The organism is Marinobacter alexandrii (genome assembly GCA_039984955.1).
Classification (GTDB): Bacteria; Bacteroidota; Bacteroidia; order Cytophagales; family Cyclobacteriaceae; genus Ekhidna.
The window spans coordinates 319,027-338,783 of the sequence record JBDWTN010000007.1 but is presented as its reverse complement, the minus strand read 5'-3'; the positions used below and the strand labels follow the sequence as shown (position 1 = coordinate 338,783).

17 protein-coding genes are annotated in these 19,757 nt (G+C 38.0%); 8 read left to right on the top strand and 9 right to left on the bottom strand.

Annotated elements, in window-relative coordinates; all coding sequences use genetic code 11:
• Window positions 1-26: 26 nt before the first annotated feature.
• The 5 genes from ABJQ32_07850 to ABJQ32_07830 all read right to left on the bottom strand — a co-directional run bounded on the left by ABJQ32_07850 (window position 27) and on the right by ABJQ32_07830 (window position 5,561).
• The gene (locus ABJQ32_07850; protein MEP5289548.1) at window positions 27-182 is read right to left on the bottom strand and encodes a hypothetical protein; all 156 of its coding nucleotides are present in this window, start codon (window positions 180-182) and stop codon (window positions 27-29) included.
• A gap of 132 nt (window positions 183-314) precedes the next feature.
• Window positions 315-2,858, bottom strand: coding sequence for an ABC transporter permease (locus ABJQ32_07845; GenBank protein MEP5289547.1), 2,544 nt, complete (start codon window positions 2,856-2,858; stop codon window positions 315-317).
• Between the two features lie 26 nt (window positions 2,859-2,884).
• Window positions 2,885-3,220, bottom strand: coding sequence for a helix-turn-helix transcriptional regulator (locus ABJQ32_07840; GenBank protein MEP5289546.1), 336 nt, complete (start codon window positions 3,218-3,220; stop codon window positions 2,885-2,887).
• 221 nt (window positions 3,221-3,441) lie between these two features.
• On the bottom strand, window positions 3,442-4,734 hold the full coding sequence (locus ABJQ32_07835; protein MEP5289545.1) for an amidohydrolase: 1,293 nt from the start codon (window positions 4,732-4,734) through the stop codon (window positions 3,442-3,444).
• Complete coding sequence (locus ABJQ32_07830; GenBank protein ID MEP5289544.1) at window positions 4,731-5,561, bottom strand: AraC family transcriptional regulator; 831 nt, start codon at window positions 5,559-5,561, stop codon at window positions 4,731-4,733. Before ABJQ32_07830 ends, ABJQ32_07835 begins: the two co-directional genes overlap by 4 nt.
• Window positions 5,562-5,668: 107 nt before the next feature.
• Here ABJQ32_07830 and ABJQ32_07825 point away from each other — a divergent pair, with 107 nt between their 5' ends.
• The 4 genes from ABJQ32_07825 (at window position 5,669) to ABJQ32_07810 (ending at window position 10,322) form a co-directional block, all read left to right on the top strand.
• Window positions 5,669-6,535 (top strand): retropepsin-like aspartic protease, encoded by an 867-nt coding sequence (locus ABJQ32_07825; protein MEP5289543.1) that lies wholly within the window; start codon window positions 5,669-5,671, stop codon window positions 6,533-6,535.
• 111 nt (window positions 6,536-6,646) lie between these two features.
• On the top strand, window positions 6,647-7,411 hold the full coding sequence (locus tag ABJQ32_07820; GenBank protein ID MEP5289542.1) for an alpha/beta hydrolase: 765 nt from the start codon (window positions 6,647-6,649) through the stop codon (window positions 7,409-7,411).
• Window positions 7,412-7,506: 95 nt separating this feature from the next.
• Window positions 7,507-9,654 (top strand): TonB-dependent receptor, encoded by a 2,148-nt coding sequence (locus ABJQ32_07815; GenBank protein MEP5289541.1) that lies wholly within the window; start codon window positions 7,507-7,509, stop codon window positions 9,652-9,654.
• Between the two features lie 20 nt (window positions 9,655-9,674).
• Window positions 9,675-10,322 (top strand): hypothetical protein, encoded by a 648-nt coding sequence (locus ABJQ32_07810; GenBank protein MEP5289540.1) that lies wholly within the window; start codon window positions 9,675-9,677, stop codon window positions 10,320-10,322.
• A gap of 96 nt (window positions 10,323-10,418) precedes the next feature.
• Here ABJQ32_07810 and ABJQ32_07805 read toward each other — a convergent pair whose 3' ends face one another.
• The 4 genes from ABJQ32_07805 to ABJQ32_07790 are packed head-to-tail and all read right to left on the bottom strand — an operon-like array spanning window position 10,419 to window position 12,811.
• Window positions 10,419-10,841: a hypothetical protein gene (locus ABJQ32_07805; protein ID MEP5289539.1), complete on the bottom strand. Its 423-nt coding sequence runs from the start codon at window positions 10,839-10,841 to the stop codon at window positions 10,419-10,421.
• Between the two features lie 57 nt (window positions 10,842-10,898).
• Window positions 10,899-11,498, bottom strand: a complete 600-nt coding sequence (locus tag ABJQ32_07800) for a hypothetical protein (protein ID MEP5289538.1) — start codon at window positions 11,496-11,498, stop codon at window positions 10,899-10,901.
• Window positions 11,491-11,979 carry a sigma-70 family RNA polymerase sigma factor gene (locus ABJQ32_07795; GenBank protein ID MEP5289537.1) on the bottom strand — a complete coding sequence of 163 codons (489 nt, stop codon included), beginning with the start codon at window positions 11,977-11,979 and terminating at the stop codon, window positions 11,491-11,493. Before ABJQ32_07795 ends, ABJQ32_07800 begins: the two co-directional genes overlap by 8 nt.
• Window positions 11,963-12,811 (bottom strand): alpha/beta hydrolase, encoded by an 849-nt coding sequence (locus tag ABJQ32_07790; protein ID MEP5289536.1) that lies wholly within the window; start codon window positions 12,809-12,811, stop codon window positions 11,963-11,965. The genes ABJQ32_07795 and ABJQ32_07790 overlap by 17 nt, the downstream gene beginning before the upstream one ends.
• Window positions 12,812-13,077: 266 nt before the next feature.
• Between ABJQ32_07790 and ABJQ32_07785 the strand changes: the two genes are divergently transcribed.
• The 4 genes from ABJQ32_07785 to ABJQ32_07770 all read left to right on the top strand — a co-directional run bounded on the left by ABJQ32_07785 (window position 13,078) and on the right by ABJQ32_07770 (window position 19,756).
• Window positions 13,078-13,710, top strand: coding sequence for an RNA polymerase sigma factor (locus tag ABJQ32_07785; protein MEP5289535.1), 633 nt, complete (start codon window positions 13,078-13,080; stop codon window positions 13,708-13,710).
• A 48-nt stretch (window positions 13,711-13,758) separates the two neighbouring features.
• Complete coding sequence (locus ABJQ32_07780; protein MEP5289534.1) at window positions 13,759-14,778, top strand: FecR domain-containing protein; 1,020 nt, start codon at window positions 13,759-13,761, stop codon at window positions 14,776-14,778.
• 152 nt (window positions 14,779-14,930) lie between these two features.
• Window positions 14,931-18,314, top strand: a complete 3,384-nt coding sequence (locus ABJQ32_07775; GenBank protein MEP5289533.1) for a TonB-dependent receptor — start codon at window positions 14,931-14,933, stop codon at window positions 18,312-18,314.
• Between the two features lie 11 nt (window positions 18,315-18,325).
• Window positions 18,326-19,756: a RagB/SusD family nutrient uptake outer membrane protein gene (locus ABJQ32_07770; GenBank protein ID MEP5289532.1), complete on the top strand. Its 1,431-nt coding sequence runs from the start codon at window positions 18,326-18,328 to the stop codon at window positions 19,754-19,756.
• Window position 19,757: the final 1 nt, after the last annotated feature.

The window sequence follows — 19,757 nt, the reverse complement described above, 5'->3', positions numbered from 1 at the left end:
TTAGTTATAAAAAAGATCATACTCTGTCAAGCAACTTTTAGTCGCTGCATATAAGTCTGGCATTTTTCCTTTGATCCGATATATAAGATGCTGAAGTTTTTCTTCACCATCCATTCTCCAGAATCAGATTTTGAAAGTTTGATTGCGTCTTTTTTCGCAAAGAAATTGAATAAATAACCCATAGCTTAATGATTTATAGTTTTCGCTTAATGATTTTTAGTTTCCATATCAAATTTGAATTAAAAAAATTCAATTCCTTATAGGTATTGTGCTATAATTAGAAGTAGTCATTATGACTATTTTTTTGAGGGTAATTACTCTGATCTCAGGGAATCTACCGGATCGTTTAATGCAGCTTTATACGATCGATACCCAACACTCACTACTCCAATTGCTATTGAAATGAATGATGAAATAATAAAAATTAGTGGACCAATATCTACCCGATAGGAGAAGTTATTTAGAAACTCATTTCCAGCATACCATATCAAAGGACACGAGATTATAATTGCTATGGCAACTAATAAAATAAAACGTTTTGATAGCATTTGAGCTACTTGAATACTAGATGCACCCATCACCTTACGGATACCTATTTCTTTCGTTTTCTGCCTTATCATGAATGAGGCCAAGGCAACTAAACCGAGTGAGGCCAGAAAAATACCAACAATTGAAAATAGGGTGATGATTAAACCTGTGCGTTCTTCTGATTCATACAACTCATTAAATGTAGTGTCTAGAAAATCATAATTAAGGGTTGACATGGAGCCTGTTATAACCCAATTGTCTTTGAGGTAGTCAATGGTTTCTTCTATTGATCCTTTTTGATACTGCAACATGATTTTTGACCCGACAGGATCAGGACCCATATACCAATAAATCATGGGTTCTATTTGTTCTGCCAGAGATTGATAATGGAAGTCTTTCACGACTCCAATCACCTGATAGGTATCTTGATCACCACTTGCTCTGATTTCTTTGTTTTCCAGATCTTCCCAGCCAAATGCATCAAATGCAGATTCATTAATGAGGACTACATCTTTTTCTCCTTTAAGCTTCTCGTCAAAGTTTCTTCCTTTAATAATATCCAGTCCTAAAGTAGGAACTACTCCAGCACTGAAGTTTGTCTGACGTAGGTGAATATCACGACTGTTGCCATTCACATCATCAAAATTATTGTAGTTCTGATCATAATTTCCTGGAGTATTTGAAGCAAAAGCGATAGATTCAACAAAGGGCTGATTTTCTGTTACTTCTCGAAACCGCCTGACATCCTTTGCAGCTTTTTCAAGATCTGTGAAAGAAGTATAATCTAGATGAATAACGATTACTCTTTTATGATCTAATTCCAGATTTTGATTCTTCATGAAGCTCACCTGATTCCAAATAATAAATGTAGCAGCAATCAGAATTATGGAGGCTGTGTATTGAATTACGATGAGTATTTTTTGAAAAAATAATTTTTGTGAACCCTTTTTCACATCTCCTTTGAGTGACTGGATAATGTCTTTTCCTGCGAGATATAGAGAAGGATATATACCTGCAATTATTCCCATAGTGATTGCAATGAATAAAGTTCCAAATGTGATTTGATAAGCAATATTGAGATTTATGGGGAGTACCAAAGAAAAATAGATGTTCAGTTGAGAGGTGAGTAACAGGGAAATTCCAATAGCAATAAACCCAGATATTACACACAGAATGATTGATTCAATGGCAAATTGAGCAATAAATTCTGCCTTGCCAGAACCCATTACTTTCCTGATTCCTACTTCCCTGATCCTATTGAGTGATTGAGCAGTTGAGAGGTTCACAAAGTTGATGAAAGCAATAAAGCTTATGATGCCAGAGATTATGATTAAAAGCTGAACAGTTGCTTTGTTTCCAGTATTTTCTGAATGAAAGTCTTCAAGACCTACAAGATTGAATACTGAACCCATCCCTTCTGGAAGAAAATTACTTTTTGCAATTTGTAAGAGTTTGTTGTCAAGGCTTTTTGGATTGACTCCAGGTTTCATTTGGACATAAGAACTCATGAATGTATTGTGCCAATCACCGGCATCTTTTAGCCAATCTGGGATCGCTTTCCACGAAAGAATCAATTCATAGTCTATGCTTGAATTAACTGGTGCATTTTCCAGAACAGCTCCTACAGTGTATTGACTTTTTCCATCTGCGGAAACCAATGTTTTACCTACAGCATTTTCATAGCCAAAGTAAGCTTTTGCCACATCCAGAGAGATTGCAATTTGTTCTTTTGAATCCAATGTCTGTTGTAGATCCCCTTCAATGACTTGGAATGAAAACATTGTTGCAAAATCAGGATCTACATAGGTAATTCCTTTTTTCAGCGTTTTGGAATCATATGTTAGCCAGAGAGATGAAGGTGAAATTAACCTTGTTGCCGCCAGCGCCTCTGGAAGGCTTTCTTTGATTTTTTCAGCTGCAGGTGTCCGAGTTTGATAGTAAACCCCGTATTTTTCGTGATATTCAGCTACACGATAAATGTTTTCAGACTCAGTGTGAAATCGATCAAATGAGTATTCATATTGTACTACACGGTAAAGTGTGATACTTGTGCAAAGCCCCAAGACTAAGCCAACTAAATTAATGGCTGTGTTGTTTTTGTACTTGAGTAGGTTTCTATAACCTAGTTTGAAATTGTTAAGTAGCATGTTTGTAATGATTGAGTTTGAAACATACGACTTCAATAGGAGAGGATGTAGCATTTGCAAGCAGTCACGAATATGTAGAAGCCTGACCCGCCATTTGGGGTAGTACTCCATATAATCTTCGTACAACTCAGATAAATCACCCTCAATGTGTTCTGCAAGTTGAGGGTTGAGGACTTTGCGCATCCAGTTAAAAGGCCACTTAGGAATATTCATTTGCGATAATCCAAGATGGTTTGAGGGATAGCAGACCAAAGCTGCGCCCTGATGTCACGAATTTCATCGAGTGTTTTCAGTCCATAGGATGTAATAGAATAGTAGCGCTTTCTTTTTCCGCCACGTTTCTGAGTAGGTTCTCCTAAAATAGAGCTGACGAAACCTTTGTCTTCCATACGCTTAAATGCGGTTTGAAGTGCTCCGATACTTACTCCTCGATTGATACGATCTTCGATCTCCTTTTTAATGGCTATACCATAAGCCTCTTCATTGAGTACTGCAATGGTCAATAGTACGATCTCTTCAAATTCTCCTAATTGAGTCTTTTTCATATGTATGAATAGTTTTCATACCATGAAATTTACCTAAGACAATTTCACTTCATTTGAAGCTATTGTCCCATGATCATTCCATGTTGAGTTTTGAACTTTATATAGGCAATGTAATAGTAGATTTTATTAATTTCCTATTTGCAGTTTATATATTTTTTTTCCTAATCGCAGTTTTAATAATAAAAATTAAACCTCTACCGTTTTTGATAGAGGTTTAACATCTATTTTTTACTCATGTAGTCTAGAGTTAATCCCATCATGGATTTCATTCCCAGTTTCATTCCTGAGTCATCTACATAGAAGTCAGGAGTATGGTGGCCCGCTACTTCATCTGCATTGCGATCAGGAGGGCAACCACCTACAAAGAAGTATAAGCCGGGTACTTGCTCCTGGAAAAAGGAAAAGTCCTCAGCTCCAGTGATTGGCTTGATGATTTCGACATTACCTTCACCAGCGGCTCTTTTTAAGCTTGGGAGCATTTGGTCGTAAAGGGTGGGCTCATTGTAAGTCACAGGATAACCCTCATCAATCCATACTTCTACTTCGGCATTGTTAGCTTTCCCGGTAGCAAGAGCAACTTCTCTAATCCTTTGAAGAATTTGAGTTTTCATGTCTGCATCAAGTGTTCGGATAGTACCTAACATGTACAAGTCTTCTGGGATGATATTGTATCGCACACCTCCATGAATGGCACCTATGGTTAATACTGCAGGTGCTTCGGTTAGTTGCATATTTCGACTGATGATGGATTGAAAATTATTGATCATTTGCGCTGCAGTCACTACTGGGTCAATCCCGTCCCATGGGGCAGAACCATGTGCCTGCTTTCCTTTGATATCTATTCGCATGGAGTTTACTGCTGCCATGATACCTTCCGAGCGAACTTTGAGAGTTCCTACTGGTGTTTGAGCATTGATATGTAGCCCGAAAATAGCGTCGACATCAGGATTCTTCAATACGCCTTCTTTTACCATAAGCTTAGCACCACCTTCTTCACCTTTTGGTGCTCCCTCTTCTGCCGGCTGGAAGATGAATTTAACTGTACCGGGAACCTGATCTTTTATTTCCCAAAGCATTTTAGCAACGCCAAGCAAAATACTGATGTGGGTATCATGACCACAGGCATGCATGACTGGCACCATCTCGCCATTGTATTCTGCCATTTGCTTGGATGCCCATGGTAGTTCTACTCGCTCCTTCACAGGCAAGCCGTCAATATCTGCACGTAAGCCGACCACCGGTCCAGGCTTTCCTCCTTTTAGTATGGCAACTACTCCAGTTTTTGCTACTCCAGTTTGTGGTTCATAGCCTATTTCTTTCAAAATCTCCGTGATTTTTTTGCCAGTTTCAAACTCACGATTGCTGAGTTCTGCATTTTCATGAAACCAGTGACGCCATTCAATGACATCTTTCTCTGTTTGCGCTACTAGCTTCTCGATTTGTTTGTCAAATTTTTGAGCTGAAAGCGAGAATAAAGTGGATAATGTAACTAGGGCTATTAATACTCTTTTCATATTACTTTGGTAAGGTTATCATTTTCAAGAATTAGATCATTTGTAGAAAATTTCAATTTAGAGAAAAATTCTGTAGGAGAGTAGCCAGTCACTTTTTTACACTCCTTTATGAAATGAGACTGATCATAATATCCAAATTTGATTGACTCAGTAAAAAGTGGAGATCTGTTTTGATTGAGGTGGTACTGAGTTGTACTGGAAAAACGGAGTATGTTTGAAAGCTCCTTGGGGAAAAGGCCCAGTTGATTTTTGATTTGCCTTTCCAGCGTTTTTGTTGACACACACATTAGCTCTGCCAACTCAGGAATTCTAAAACCATGCGGGAAATAATTCTGAATAAGAAAAACCATCTCAACTACTTTCTTATCAACCTTATACCTGGAAATTGATTTCTCAAAGATTTTATCCAGACGCTGAACATTTAGTGTACCTGATGAATCGAGATTAAATTGACTTAATTCTAAAAAGGCTGCAGTGCCTACAAATTCTTCTAACGAAAAATCTGACCAATCCTTTAGAAAGCGTTTAAAAAAGGGAAGTCCGAGCGCATCGAGATTCCATTTAATATTAAGGCATTTGAATCCACCGGCGATTTTGAAATATGCTGAAGAATTGCTTGCAGGATAGAAACCACTCTGTTTGTTAGGGTCAAATACTTCTTGGTCACCATTCCATAACTGGCATGATCCATTGCCGATAATCCATGATTCTATCTTCCCATTGGGTACTGATTTTAGAAAAGCAGTTCGCTCTATATCGTAAAACTGGTACCTATCAATAAAACAACTGACTACCGGATCTCTAGGGTATTCTTCAATTAGTCTCAAACTGTCTGTTTTTTACAATTTAAAGGTATGACAGAGAAATACTTTTACCATTAGACTATTGATGCAATTTGCTTGAAGCAAGTTGCCTAACGAAATAAAATTGAATCATGATGATAAGAATGATTACTGTGACATTAGCGACTATGTTTTTTATTCAGATAAGTGCTCAAGTACACCCCATAACCATCTTAGAAGAGGGGCATATTCTTGTGTCATTGAAAGTGAACGATTCAATTCCTGCGAACTTTATTTTAGACACTGGTGCTGGTATTACCGTTATGTCCTCAAAATTTTTCAACAAAATCTCTGAAAATTCTCCCCCAGAAGGTTTTTTTACCGGTTTTAGGCATGATGGGGATCGATTGGATGGTGAGCTCTTTTCAGTGAAATCTATTGACCTGGGTGGCTATGTTAGAAATGATATCGTTGGTGGTGTTTATCCACCACTCGACAATTATGGAATTGATGGTCTTCTTTCAATGACCTTTTTTAAGGACAAGGCTTTTACAATAGATTATCAAAATCAGAAAATCAGACTTCTTAGTGATGATGAGCTGAAAAGTATTGCAGCGAATAGTCCTTCAGTTCCTCTTAGCCTTAATCAAAAGAGTGATGTATCGTTAGACATTAGTATTCCAATATGTGTGAATGGTGAATTTACTGTAGATGCTGAATTTGATACAGGTAGTGGTCATGAGCTTTTCCTGATAAATCCATACTTTATGAATGATTTAGGAATTGACTCATCAAAACTCACTTCAAGTATTTACACAACTCCCATTAGTCAAAAAAAATTGACAGATTATAGCTCGGAGCAAAAGTTAGGTATCTGCGGAACCGGCTCTGAATATCAAAAAAAATCGGTTCTATTCAGAGAAGGACTTATTTATGAAGCATTGATAGGAAGTGGGTTATTCTCAGATAAATCTATCACGATTGACATTCCTGGTAAGCGGTTTTTTGTTCATAACTAGTCTAATGAGATCATTGAATAACACAAACTAATTGAAATCAAATACTCTGATGATAAACTCATATTATTAACCATAGCTACACTCATTTCATTTTGGACATATGCTCAACAAGTGATTCTGAGCGAAGGATTAAAAGGCGAGAGCTTTTACTTGGAAACAAGTTGGGGCAAGCTTCATTATGAAGTTTTTGGAGAAGGAGATCCCTTATTGATTTTGCATGGGAATAGCGGATCCACAAAAGGTAAACATCATTTGTTTCCTGAGTTGGTGAAGGACTTCAAAGTAATTGCAATGGACAATAGGTGTCATGGCAAAAGTGAGTGCCCAAATGGAGATTTAGATTATTTCAGCTTAGCCGAAGATGTATACAGCCTTATGGATGCATTAGGTCATAAAAAATACATGATTTGGGGACATAGTGATGGAGGAATTTTAGGTTTAATTCTTGGATATCAACACACGGATAAAATTGATCGAATGATCATATCGGGAGCGAACTCAAAATTGACAGGACTGGAGCCGAGACTTACTGAAATCATGTCTAATTATGAACAAATATCAGATCCGATGATGAGAAAATATGTGAAGCTAATGATGGATCAAAAAGAGATTCCAATGGATAGCATCAAGAAAATAAATGTTCCTGTGATGCTGATAGTTGGTGATAGAGATGCTGTAAGAATAGAGCATACCCTTGAGATATTTAAATCGCTTCCCCAAGCCAATCTATGCGTTTTTCCTACTACTCACTTTGTTGATCATGAGCGTCCTGATGATCTAATTCGCTGGATCAAGGAATTCAAACAGCCTTTTAGAGCTCCGTCGACGATTGATGTGGCAGAAGAGATGGCTAAATCGATCTTTTCTAAGGACTAGTTACAATTCATCCTCATAATTCTACAGTTCGGTAAAACTTTTTAGTTAAGCAGTGCGCACATATTCACTTTTGACTCATGCTAAAAGTCAAAAATATGCGAGCACTTACCTTTTCCTTATTAATAGGGTTGTCTTTAATACTTCATGCACAATCGAACATTTCAGGAGTCGTAACGGATAAGGCAGGAGAAGCATTATTAGGTGTGAATGTCTATCTAAAGGGCACATATGATGGAGCAACTTCAGGGTTGGATGGTGCTTTCTCTTTTGAAACGTTAGAAACGGATAGTTTAATTCTGATAGTTTCTTTCATTGGGTTTCATGAGGTGGAGATTCCATTAAAACCTGAAAGTCGAAAACTAAATATATCACTTAAGGAAAAGATTACTCAGTTGAATGCTGTTGTGATTACTGCCGGCTCTTTTAATGCTTCTGATGAGCAGAAAAGGGAGGTATTAAAACCTCTTGACATTGTCACCACAGCAGGCGCAACTGCTGATATACCTGGAGCATTGAATACACTACCCGGGACTCAGACAGTGGGAGAAACCGGACGACTTTTTGTTCGTGGAGGGGATGGCAGAGAGACCAAGACTTTTATCGATGGAATGCTGGTACATAATGAATATGGTCCTGCGGCACCCAACACTCCAAGTAGAAGTCGATTTTCCCCTTTCATGTTCAAGGGTATGAGTTTCTCTACCGGAGGTTACTCAGCAGAGTACGGTCAAGCTCTGTCTTCAGCATTGATTCTCCAATCAAAAGATCTTGCTGATAATAATCGCAGTGATATTTCATTAATGTCTGTTGGGGCAGACTTATCGACTACACGATCATTCGGAAAAAGCTCAATTGCAGGGAAGGTTCAGTACACCAATCTAACGCCTTATTTTGAGTTAGCGCCGCAGAATCTTAGCTGGGATAAAGCTCCAGAAGAAATCAATGGAAATTTTGCCTACCGATTAAAGACGAGTAAAACGGGAATGCTCAAGTTCTATTCAAATCTGAGTACTTCAAACCTGAGCTTATTCCAGACTGACATTGCGAACCCTGAAGTTGAGCTACCAGTAAAAGTATCAAACGATTATGCCCATTTTAATACGTCATATCGAGAACTAATCAGTGAGAAATGGGGAGTAAGAAGTGGCATTTCTTATACAAAGAGCAATGACTTAGCATCGCTAGATTCAGATAGTAGAGAACAAAAACTGAGAGGCTATCATACGAAACTGGTAGCCGATTACCAGCATTCAGATCGAGTAGCGATCCTTTTTGGGAGTGAAGTGTTAGGAAGAAAAGTAGAGCAGGAACTCATGGATGAAACCGGTTCATTCAATCAGAACTTTGATGAAGTCGTAAAAGCATCCTTTGTAGAGACCGAACTTTTTGCGTCTGCTGCACTAGCATTCAAGATTGGAGCAAGAATGGCGCACAGCAATCTAAATGATGAAATAATACTAGCACCTCGTATTTCTGCGGCTTACAAGACTGGAGAACACAGTCAGGTATCTGTTGCATACGGGCAGTTTAATCAAGCTCCACAGACACAAGTCATATTAACAAATCCTGAGTCGCAGTTTGAAAAGTCTACTCACTTCATTGGTAACTATCAGTGGGCAAGAGAAGGGCAAAGCTTCCGGGTGGAAGCTTATGAGAAGCAATATGATAATTTGACTAAGTATCAGAGTGTCTTTGAAGCTAGTTCCTTCCGTTTCAATGGAGATGGATTTGCACGAGGAGTTGACCTGTTCTGGAGAGACAATAAGACATTCAAGGAGATGGACTATTGGGTTAGCTATTCCTACCTGCAAACAGAACGGAATCATCGCGAATACCCTGGGTCATTCACTCCTTCATTTGCGTCTACTCATAACGTATCAATTGTAGGTAAAAAGTTTATCGATGAAATCAAAAGTCAAATAGGCTTAACCTACTCTTTTGCTAGTGGAAGACCTTTCAATGATCTAAATAGCGAAAAATATCTGGCTGGTAAAACGCCTGCATACCATGATTTGAGTTTCAATATCAGCTACCTGTATAACAGCCAGGTTATTGTACACGCCATGGTCAATAATGTGCTGGGTATTAACAATATCTACGGATATGAATTTGCAAGTCAGCCAGATGGTAACGGAGTTTATGCAAGCAGAGCTATTACTCCACCTGCTAAGCGATTCATCTTTCTTGGAATTTTTATAACACTTTCAAAAAATAAAGGCATTAATCAATTGCCAAATCTTTAAATCAATAAATCTTATCAATTATGAAAAAGAACCTATTCATTCTATTAACAGCTTTTTGTGTAACGTTTGTACAAGCTAACGGACAGTTTGAAAAAGCAATGGGCAAGAATATACCAGCAATGTTTTCATCAAATGATCCTGAATCATTGCAGGCTGTAATCAATCAGTTTTCTCGGATTGGAGAGGCTGAAGGTGACAGATGGGAACCTTACTACTATGCTGCTTTTGGATACCTCCGAATGAGTGGAATGTATGAGTCCGCTGACGATAAAGACAAGTATTTAGATTTAGCAATGAAAGAAGTAGAGAAGGGAGAGGCCATCAGCGAACTCAACTCTGAGCTTGAATCGATGCGTGGTTATGTTAATATGATCAAGCTCACAGTAGATCCAGCAAGTAGAGGAATGATGTATAGCGGGTTGGCTTTCACTTCTTTTCAAAAAGCCATTAAGCTAAGTCCTGAAAACCCAAGAGCTCATTTCTTGCTAGGAAGAATGCAACATGGTACTGCACAATTTATGGGAGGAGGAAGCGAGGAAGCATGCGGGAGTTTGTTTAAAGCACTGGTATTGTTTGATAAAAAAGGCCAGTCTGATAATCCATTTGCTCCAAGTTGGGGAAAGGATAGCACACAAGAAGCAATCAAGGAAATATGTGAAAAAGGATAATGATTGAGGGTGTTTCAAAATCCATCACCGCGAGCCCGCCTGCAAAGGCATGCTCGCGATAACGTTCTTGTGGACTTTTGAGACACCCTCTTTTCTTTACTTGAATTTGAAAAAACCTTTGAAGTAAGAATTGTATACCATTTTCCACGGTATAATCAATAGATTGAGCACCACTCCTGCTACGCATACCCAAAGGAACGACTGTAGATATTCATCAATAACATCATTCTGGTAGGCAGGTCTGTATACTCCAATAATCCAGGCTAGTTTATAGATAAATTGGATTAGAAGCACTGGAATCATTTTTAAGGGAAAGCGAATTCCGATAAGATTGAGCAAGGAAAATGCCGCCCAGAAACTGATAGTTACTCCAGTTAATACATCCAGTTGTTCTTTTGGAAAAAGTATCTGATTCCAATTATCAAAGAATAGGCTGAGAAAATTCAATGCAAAAAGTCCTCTCATGAAGTAGAGTCTGATCTTTGAAGTTGAATCTTTGGTGAGCGATAGTTCTGGCATGATTAGGTATAGTTTTAGTTTGTTGGTAGATGACTAATCATGTCATATGGTTGCTTGTTATTCTACCTTACCTACCTCATCTCTAAGTTTTAGTACTTCATTTAACATTTTCATCTCGCTTCGAATTGCTTTTCGAATAGAGAATCCAAAAATGGCAGCTGCACCTAAATATGATACATCCATAAGGATTACCTGATTTGTGGTAAAATATTGACTAAACTCAGGAGTCAAAAGATAGAATCCTATTGTGTAGGCAAGAAGAATTGATATAGTGATAGATCCATGTATCTGCTTTCGGTATGTATAATATCGGATGAATTCTTCATTGACTTCTGTAGCTGTTTCGCTCATGTCGATTTTGGTAGATCTATAGGCACTTTGGATTTCAATCAAAATTCGAAGCGACAACCCTCCAAGCATCAGGCTTATTCCAACCAGGCTAAGAATCTCTTGAAGTGGAGCTACATACATAAAAAATGCTGATATCCCGATCAGGGTGATCAATAATATAGCAATATTACCTCGGTGCATATTTCTGGAACTCTTCAATTTTTCAGTCGATTTTTCGATTAATTCTTTAGAGGATACTGATGGTTGTTTGCCTTGTGTTTTAGCATCCTTCCATTGCTTTTTTAAGCCTTCAAATGGATCATTCATTTGCTAATATTTTTTTGAGGTTCTTCTTAATTCGGTGGATTTTAACACGTAGATTCCCTTCATTTATTCCCACAACTTCCGCTATTTCATTGTATTCAAGTTCTTCGAGAACCATCATAATGATCAAGCGATCCAATTCACTCAATTGCCCAATAGCCGTGTAAAGATTTTGATGCATTTCTTCAGCCACTGTGTCCATAGCATCAGGCAATTGAAGTTCAGAATCTATAGAAACTTGATTCTTGACTTTTGAATCACGGATGTATTTTAAACATGTATTGACTGTGATGCGATATATCCATGTTTTGTAGCTGGAAGTACCCTTGAATTTTTCAAGAGCACTCCATGTATTGATAAATGTTTCCTGAGTGAGATCCTTGGCAAGGTCTCCGTCACCTTTCATAAATCCTATACACATCTGATGGACCATGCCATAGTAATCAGTGTGTAGGGATTCAAAAAGCTCAGTTTTGTTCGACATCCTTAACGAGGTAATTATTGATTTGCGAGTATAACCACTCCGGCCGATCGAACATGATAAAGTGTTTACTATTATCAGCTAATTCGATGGTTTTATTTTTCAGATTTCCATACTGTTTATCGAAAGTTTGCTGAGACATCTCTCTGGAAGGAAAAGTCGCCCCCAGTATGAGTGTTTTCGTTTGGATATCATTGAGCTGAGGACGCAAGTCCAGTTTTAATAAGTCGGTATATCCATAAACGTATGTCTTACGATCTGCCACCACAGACCATCCTGCAAGTATTTCTACCTTATCTTCTTTATTTGTCATATTTCGAGCCATAGACAATGCAACATTGTTGAAAGCATCTTCCGGCATGTTGAGCATCTGATTATTGTAAGGACTGTCATACTGTAATGAACTAGCTGGAACACCAGGCATCATCAAATCACGCATACATGGAAGAGACTCTATCAGTATTAACCCACTGATTTCTTCATCAAAAGCAGCTGCAAGCTCAATAGCTAAATTGCCACCCATACTATGCCCAATAATGGTGAGGTTAGAAAGATTTTCTTCCTTGATATAATTAATCAACTTCGTCTTTATAGGCTCATACCAGGGCGTTCCGATTGGTTCCAATCCATTGAAGCCAGCATAGGAAACTACATGTGTTTCATAGGTAATGCTAAGGTTTGCTATTGTTTCATCCCAAACAGATCCTGGTGAGGTAAATCCTGGTAGGAAGATGATCGGATTTCCATCTCCATTTTTTTCAATCTGAATGGGAGGTTGGGAGAATGAGAGTTTAGATAGGAGGACTAGGCTAAGAATGAATAGTGTCTTTTTCATGATGTGTTTGTTTCAAAATTTCTCCTTTGATCCAAATGAGTAAAAATTGTTACACTACCGCGAAAAAAATATTTGAATTGTATTTAATTGGTTGACTTAAAGCTCTCTTTTTTAGAATGTTAGGTAATTCTTTACGGAAACATTAACCATAATGGTTCATGCTATTTATTTTATGATATTGATAATTTTCAATAGATTTATTCTGAGATTTGATAATCGTGATTCCTGATAAATTCATATTATTGTAATAATAGCGTAGATGTTAGATGATCCATTCTAATCACTTTTCTCTAGATAAAACCAATGACATTCCAAGTGATCATGAAGTAAAAGTTGCGTTTCACTCTGAAGATGATGTCAAACTGTGGGAAAAGTTTAAAAGTGGAGATAAAATGGCTTTTACCATCATTTACAATAAGCACATCTCTCATCTTTATAATTTCTGTTTCCAATTTTCCAGAGATAAGGAAATATCCGAAGATATAATACATGATGTCTTTTTGAGCTTAAGAATCTCAGGTTCCAAAACGAAGATAAGATCAATAAAGTCCTATCTATTCCGATGCGCCTATACGGAGTGGATAAAGAAGAAGAAGAAAAACAAACTACCTGATATTGATGCGTTCGAGTTCATAGTCCTTTCGATAGAGGATAAGATTATTGAAGATCAAGAGATGAAATATCGTCTTGAAGACCTGAAAGAGAGGATGACCCTACTTACCACACAGCAGAAAAAGGCAGTACTCTTATTCTATTACGAAGGGATGAGTTACGACGAAGTGGCTGAAGTTCTTCTATTAAAAAATGCTAAATCAGCTAGAAAACTAATCTACCGTGCCTTGGATAGATTACGCTCTAAAGATTCAAAATCAACTATTATTCAACTTTTTTGCATGTAGACTTTTTTTGGGGTCATTTGAGTCATTCTCTGCTCTTACTATTAAGTTATGGGCAAGAAATACACAGACTACCATGTTGATGATTTTCTTAGAGATGAACTCTTTGTTCAATGGGTACTTGGAAAAGAAGATCAAATCAATGAATTCTGGTCTAGATGGATGGAAGAACATCCAGATAAGATCTCGATAGTAAGAGAAGCTTCTTTGATTATTCAATCAATCGAATACAAAAATCAACATTCGGTAAGTAACAGTGAATTACTTCAATTATATGATAGAATTGAAGAGTCTGGTGGCGGCCGTGAAAGATCTATCAGTAAAAAACCTTGGAGGGCGTATCAATTTGCAGCGGTTATTGTCTTGACAATTTTATCGGGATGGTTTTTACTTGACTTTGATAATGATGTAGCAGAGGAATCAGGTACTCTGATTTCATATATAACGAAATCAACCGCCAACGGAGAGAAATTGACAATTCGGTTACCGGATGGAACCAACGTGAAACTAAATGTGGGAAGTTCTATCACCTATCAAGATGGTTTTGATGGATCTTCAAGGAGTGTTCAGCTAAGTGGGGAAGCCATTTTTGAAGTAGTCAAAGACATTTCGAGACCATTTATAGTACAAACGAGCCAGATGTCTGTAACTGCATTAGGTACATCTTTCAATGTTGATTCCTACGATGAAGGCACACACAGTATTTCTCTAATTGAAGGGAAAGTGAGTGTCGAAGACAAAAAAGATCGCTTAATATTCTTAGAGCCTGGAGAGATGGCCAAAGCAAACTCTTTGGAAGAAATCAAAATCACCAAAGTTGATTTAGAAAGAATTACAGCATGGTCTAAAGGTATTCTTAAACTTAACAGTGGGGATTTTCAAGAGGTACTACAAAAACTTCAAAAATGGTATGGTGTAGAGATAAGACTTGAGGGACAAGTCCCGGAATTTGAAAGGTATGAGGGGTCTTTTGACAATGAAAGCCTAGAGGCTGTACTTAAGACCTTATCCTATTCTTCCGGATTCGAATTTGAAATCAATAAGAAATCAGTAAAAATAACTTTCAACTAAATAAATAACCTATGACTTTTAAGATGCATCCAATTTAAAAAACCACATATGTAAAGACATATGTGGTCCAATTCTTATCTGCTGAATCGCCAAATTCTAAGAGCAGATAAATAGCCTAATAGATTTAAAAATCCATTAAACGATACAAAAATATGAAAAACCTACATTTACGAGTATTAGTAATGTCAGGAAAACTATCCATTTATCTAATTGTTCTAAAGGCTTTCTTTTTTACTTCTCTTTTAGCTACTGAAACAAAAGGGCAATCCAAAAGTGTACATGAAGTAAATATTACCATAAACCTTCAAGAGAGTTCGATTAAAAGCGTGCTCGATTACATTGAAAATGTTTCCGAGTACAATTTTCATTACTATTCAAACGACTTAACCGATGAGGTGAAGATGACTTTACGTTCTTCTGAAATCTCAGTTGGAGATGTACTACTGCAGATTTCTAAGAAATCTGATTTAAAATTCAGGCAAATCAATAACAGCATAGCAGTTGCCAAAAAGAGGAGAAGAAACGATAATTCAATAGAGGTACTATTGAAAGATGTCGATGTTTCCGGTGTGGTAAGAGATGATACTGGAGAAGGACTTCCCGGTGTTACTGTACAAGAAAAGGGCACAACAAATGGTGTTATTACAGACATTGACGGAAGATTCAAAGTATCCGTCGCTGATGATGCCATTCTGGTTTTCTCTTATCTGGGATTTGAGTCTGAGGAAATTGCGATAAATGGGCAGACCGTACTGGATGTAACCATGCTACCAGATATTACAGCCTTAAGTGAGGTCGTTGTTTTGGCGTATGGTGAGACAGAAAGGAAGAGACTTACTGAGTCAATTGCCATAGTAGATGCTAAAGATATTGAATCCGTGCCGTTGGCCAGTTTTGACAACATCTTGCAAGGAGCTGCGCCAGGTGTTCAGGTAGCAGCTGCAGGAGGGCAACCTGGTAGTGGAGTAAACGTGAGAATAAGAGGTATAAGCTCAATAACAGGCGGACTAAATCCTCTATATATCATTGATGGGGTGGCGGTTAATCAGGGAAACCTTACAGAAGATGCACAAACGGGCAATGGATTTGCAAGCATCAATCCGGCGGATATTGAGAATATCACTATTCTAAAAGATGCTTCTGCCACCTCCTTATATGGTTCTAGAGCTACCAATGGAGTTGTATTAATAACAACGAAAAAGGGAAGAAGTGGAAAAACAAAGGTTAAACTCAGTGCACAATATGGTTTTTCAGAATTTGAGAATCCTAACAATTTTGGAGTGATGAATTCACAGGAATTCATTGGGTACATGCGTGAAGCCGTAGTTAATGGGGGAGGAAATCCTAATCAACAATTCATCAACGCAGGTGCAGATCTCAATCCGGATTACTTCCCTTTGGGAGATACAATTAGTACAGACTGGGCCGGGAACGCTATTCGCCAAGCAAAGATTCGAAGATATGATGTAAGTGCTTCAGGAGGCACGGATAAAGCACAGTTTTTCACATCCCTTGGATACTATGATGAGGAAGGAATAGTTACGAATACAAACTTTCAAAGATTGAGTGCCAGATTTAACCTCAATCATAATATCAGTGAAAGAGCTGCTGTAGGTATTAATTTTTCTGTTTCGGAGACTACACAAACTAACCGTCAGGGAGCTGGGACTACTTTTAGAGACCCTATTTATGGTTCTTTCTTTCTTTCTCCTCTATATCCAATTTTTGCAAACTCTGAACAGATTGCGAATGGAGAAGATTATGGGACTGGTTTTAACTTCAATACACCAGGGTTTGCAGGACATAATACCATCGCTTCGAATCAATTGAACACAAACGAAGTACAGACATTTAGATCGATTGGTAACATTTATGCAACCTTTGATATTACTCCAGAGATTCAAGTTAAATCATCCTTCGGCTTTGACAGAGCAGACGTAAAAGAAGATGAATTTGTTTCTTTTAGATATGAACTTGGAAGATCTGGAGGGTCAGATGTAGATGGTAGCAGTATCGCTCATAACATTAGGGAAATTGATTGGACATTTACCAATACCATCAATTTTGATAAGGATTTAAATAGCGATCATTCAATTAGTGCGTTAGCAGGTAATGAACTGTTCAAGTCGGTTACAGACCGAAATAGAACTTTTGGCCTCCTCGTAATTGATAAGTTAAAAACAAATAACTCAGCGTTACCAGAGAATCAGCAGATTGATACTGATTTTACTTCATGGACATTAGCGTCTTTCTTTGGAAAAGTTAACTACAGTTTTAAGGATAAGTACTTCTTAAATGTATCTGGACGAGCAGATGGATCATCTCGATTTGGACCGAATGATAGATGGGGGGCTTTCTGGGCAGTAGGCGGAGGATATGTAATATCTGAAGAGCCATTTATGCAAAATATTGGAGCCATTGATTTTTTGAAGATAAGAGCAGGAGTAGGAACTCAGGGTAATAATTCTATCGGTAATTTCAACTGGTTGCGTTCATATAATTTTGGTGGTGGCTTAAGTTTCAATGGAGTCTCAGGTGCAGGGTCTCGACCAGATGATATAGGAAATCCTAATATCAGATGGGAGAGTCAATTCACAACCGACGTAGGAATAGATGTTTCATTACTCAATCGATTTAATTTAGAAGCAACCTATTACAATAAGGATATAACAAGCTTATTGGATAATCGGCCACTATCAAGAACTACTGGGTTTAATACGCAGATAGTCAATGATGGAGAGTTGAGAAATTACGGATATGAATTCTCTATTACGTCTGTTAACCTAAAGGCTGGAGATTTTACCTGGACAACCAACTTTCAGTATTCAAGAAACTTTAATGAGGTTGTAAATATTGGAGATGAATCAGGAGAGCGTGCAGATCCGGACGATCAAGAGACAGTTCGAGAGGGTAGCCGTGCAGATGCATGGTACATGCCCAGGTGGGCGGGGGTAGACCCAGCCACAGGAAAACCTCTTTGGTTTGATGAAAATGATAACATCACAGATAGTTATGGCAATGCCAATTTTGCAATTGTTGGTCAGCAACTTCCTGATTTTTTTGGATCCTTTTCAAATACCTTCTCTTATAAAGGCATAAGCCTAACTGCAAACTTTTATTACAGTTATGGAAATCAAGTGTACCGTGAAGTCCAACGTTTCTTGAGCTCAGATGGATCTCGATTTGGAAGAAACCAAGATCGACTCCAGCTGAATAGGTGGCAAAAACCAGGAGATATTACTGATGTACCACGAATATCCAAGGGGAATGCTGATGGTGGTAATAATCATTCAACGAGGTATTTAGAAGACGGCTCATTTATCAAACTACGTAATGTGACGGTGGCATATGAGTTACCATCAGGTCTTATTTCTAAGTGGAAATTATCGCGAGTGAGACTCTATGCTCAAGGATTAAACCTGAGAACATGGACAAACTTCAGGGGAATGGATCCAGAGACAGGATCTGGTAGTAGAGATTTTGGAGAGTATCCGAATCCAAGAAAGGTCCTTTTCGGAATTGACATTGAATTTTAAAAACTAGAATCATGAAAAGAATATTAAAAATATGCAGTGTAATGATGCTAGTAATTATTACGTCCTGTGACGACTTCTTAGATGTTGAGCCAGTAGATGAACTTTCTTCAGATGTTGTATTTGAATCTGAAAATGATTTCTTCATTGCTTTAAATGGCGCATACAACAGTTTACAACAGCAAGACTATTATGGTGGTGATTTTATGATCATAGCGGATGCAAGCTCAGACAATGGAATTATCCCAGCTGATGCTGAGACATCCAGATCACCTCAGTTTTATCAACTAAACCTAAGCCCGGCAATCTCTGCCATAGGTTTTTGGGATGAAGCATATCAGGCGATCAATAGAGTGAATAACGTATTAGAGCAACTTGATGGAGCTGGATTTCCGCAAGCATCCATAGATAGGATCAGGGGTGAGGCACTATTCATAAGAGCAATATCTCATTTTGATCTAACACGTATTTTTGCTCAGGATTACAACTTTACGACGGACAACACAAATCTAGGAGTACCTATTATAACCTCTACAGAAGTTGGAACACCTGCTAGAAACACTATTGCAGAGGTATATGAATTTATTTTGGATGAGCTAAGAGAGTCGGCAAGTTTACTGAGGGACAATGATCGATTATCCAATATCAATGTATCTTTTTTAGCTAATAGTGAAGCTGCAATTGCTTTAAAAGCTCGTGTTTTCTTGTATCAAAGCAATTACGATTCAGCTTTGGATAATGCAGATCAGATAATCAATAGTGGAAAGTATTCCCTAGTAGACTATTTAGTAGATGATGGAAGTGGCGGTTTTGACTTAGCTCAAATTAATGGATGGAGCGATCCAAGCCCTACATCAGAAGCTATCCTTGAATTTGAGGTAGATCGAAATGATGATGGGTATCCTGGCTTAGCAGGTCTGGCAGGATATTATCAAAAAGGAGCAGGAAATGCCGTTTTTGGCCCTAATCTGGATATAGTCAACCTGTATGAAGCAAATGATGTTCGTAATAATTGGTACGTGCAGGATGCTGGTATATGGCATGTGAATAAATATCCGGGACAAGGAGATGTACCTCTTCAGTATACATCTCCAGCTATCCGACTAACAGAGATGTATTTAATAAAAGCCGAGTGTGAAGCTCGTCTAAATGATGAAGTGGAGGCTAGAACTGCAATAAATGCTATTCGGCAAAGAGCGAATGTATCTGATATTGCTTCATCTGGGCAGACATTACTAGCAGACATTCTTGAGGAAAGAAGACGTGAGTTGGCTTTCGAGGGTCATCGCTACTTTGATTTAAAACGCCTTCAACAAGATATAGTAAGGAATGATTGTTCTCTGACGGAGAATTGTGTGGTATTGTATGGCGATAAATTTTTCGCATATCCGATACCGATAGAAGAAACAGCAGTTAATCCCAATATCCTGCAAGAAGGCTATTGAT

What these genes read in the sequence shown, in the direction of transcription:
- ABJQ32_07845 (MEP5289547.1), bottom strand. Translation starts at nt 2,858, where the DNA reads ATGCGCAAAGTCCTCAACCCTCAACTTGCAGAACACATTGAGGGTGAT.
- ABJQ32_07780 (MEP5289534.1), top strand. Translation starts at nt 13,759, where the DNA reads ATGGGCAAGAAATACACAGACTACCATGTTGATGATTTTCTTAGAGAT.
- ABJQ32_07790 (MEP5289536.1), bottom strand. Translation starts at nt 12,811, where the DNA reads ATGAAAAAGACACTATTCATTCTTAGCCTAGTCCTCCTATCTAAACTC.
- ABJQ32_07835 (MEP5289545.1), bottom strand. Translation starts at nt 4,734, where the DNA reads ATGAAAAGAGTATTAATAGCCCTAGTTACATTATCCACTTTATTCTCG.
- ABJQ32_07850 (MEP5289548.1), bottom strand. Translation starts at nt 182, where the DNA reads ATGGGTTATTTATTCAATTTCTTTGCGAAAAAAGACGCAATCAAACTT.
- ABJQ32_07815 (MEP5289541.1), top strand. Translation starts at nt 7,507, where the DNA reads ATGCGAGCACTTACCTTTTCCTTATTAATAGGGTTGTCTTTAATACTT.
- ABJQ32_07800 (MEP5289538.1), bottom strand. Translation starts at nt 11,498, where the DNA reads ATGAATGATCCATTTGAAGGCTTAAAAAAGCAATGGAAGGATGCTAAA.
- ABJQ32_07825 (MEP5289543.1), top strand. Translation starts at nt 5,669, where the DNA reads ATGATGATAAGAATGATTACTGTGACATTAGCGACTATGTTTTTTATT.
- ABJQ32_07810 (MEP5289540.1), top strand. Translation starts at nt 9,675, where the DNA reads ATGAAAAAGAACCTATTCATTCTATTAACAGCTTTTTGTGTAACGTTT.
- ABJQ32_07775 (MEP5289533.1), top strand. Translation starts at nt 14,931, where the DNA reads ATGAAAAACCTACATTTACGAGTATTAGTAATGTCAGGAAAACTATCC.
- ABJQ32_07805 (MEP5289539.1), bottom strand. Translation starts at nt 10,841, where the DNA reads ATGCCAGAACTATCGCTCACCAAAGATTCAACTTCAAAGATCAGACTC.
- ABJQ32_07770 (MEP5289532.1), top strand. Translation starts at nt 18,326, where the DNA reads ATGAAAAGAATATTAAAAATATGCAGTGTAATGATGCTAGTAATTATT.
- ABJQ32_07795 (MEP5289537.1), bottom strand. Translation starts at nt 11,979, where the DNA reads ATGTCGAACAAAACTGAGCTTTTTGAATCCCTACACACTGATTACTAT.
- ABJQ32_07840 (MEP5289546.1), bottom strand. Translation starts at nt 3,220, where the DNA reads ATGAAAAAGACTCAATTAGGAGAATTTGAAGAGATCGTACTATTGACC.
- ABJQ32_07785 (MEP5289535.1), top strand. Translation starts at nt 13,078, where the DNA reads ATGATCCATTCTAATCACTTTTCTCTAGATAAAACCAATGACATTCCA.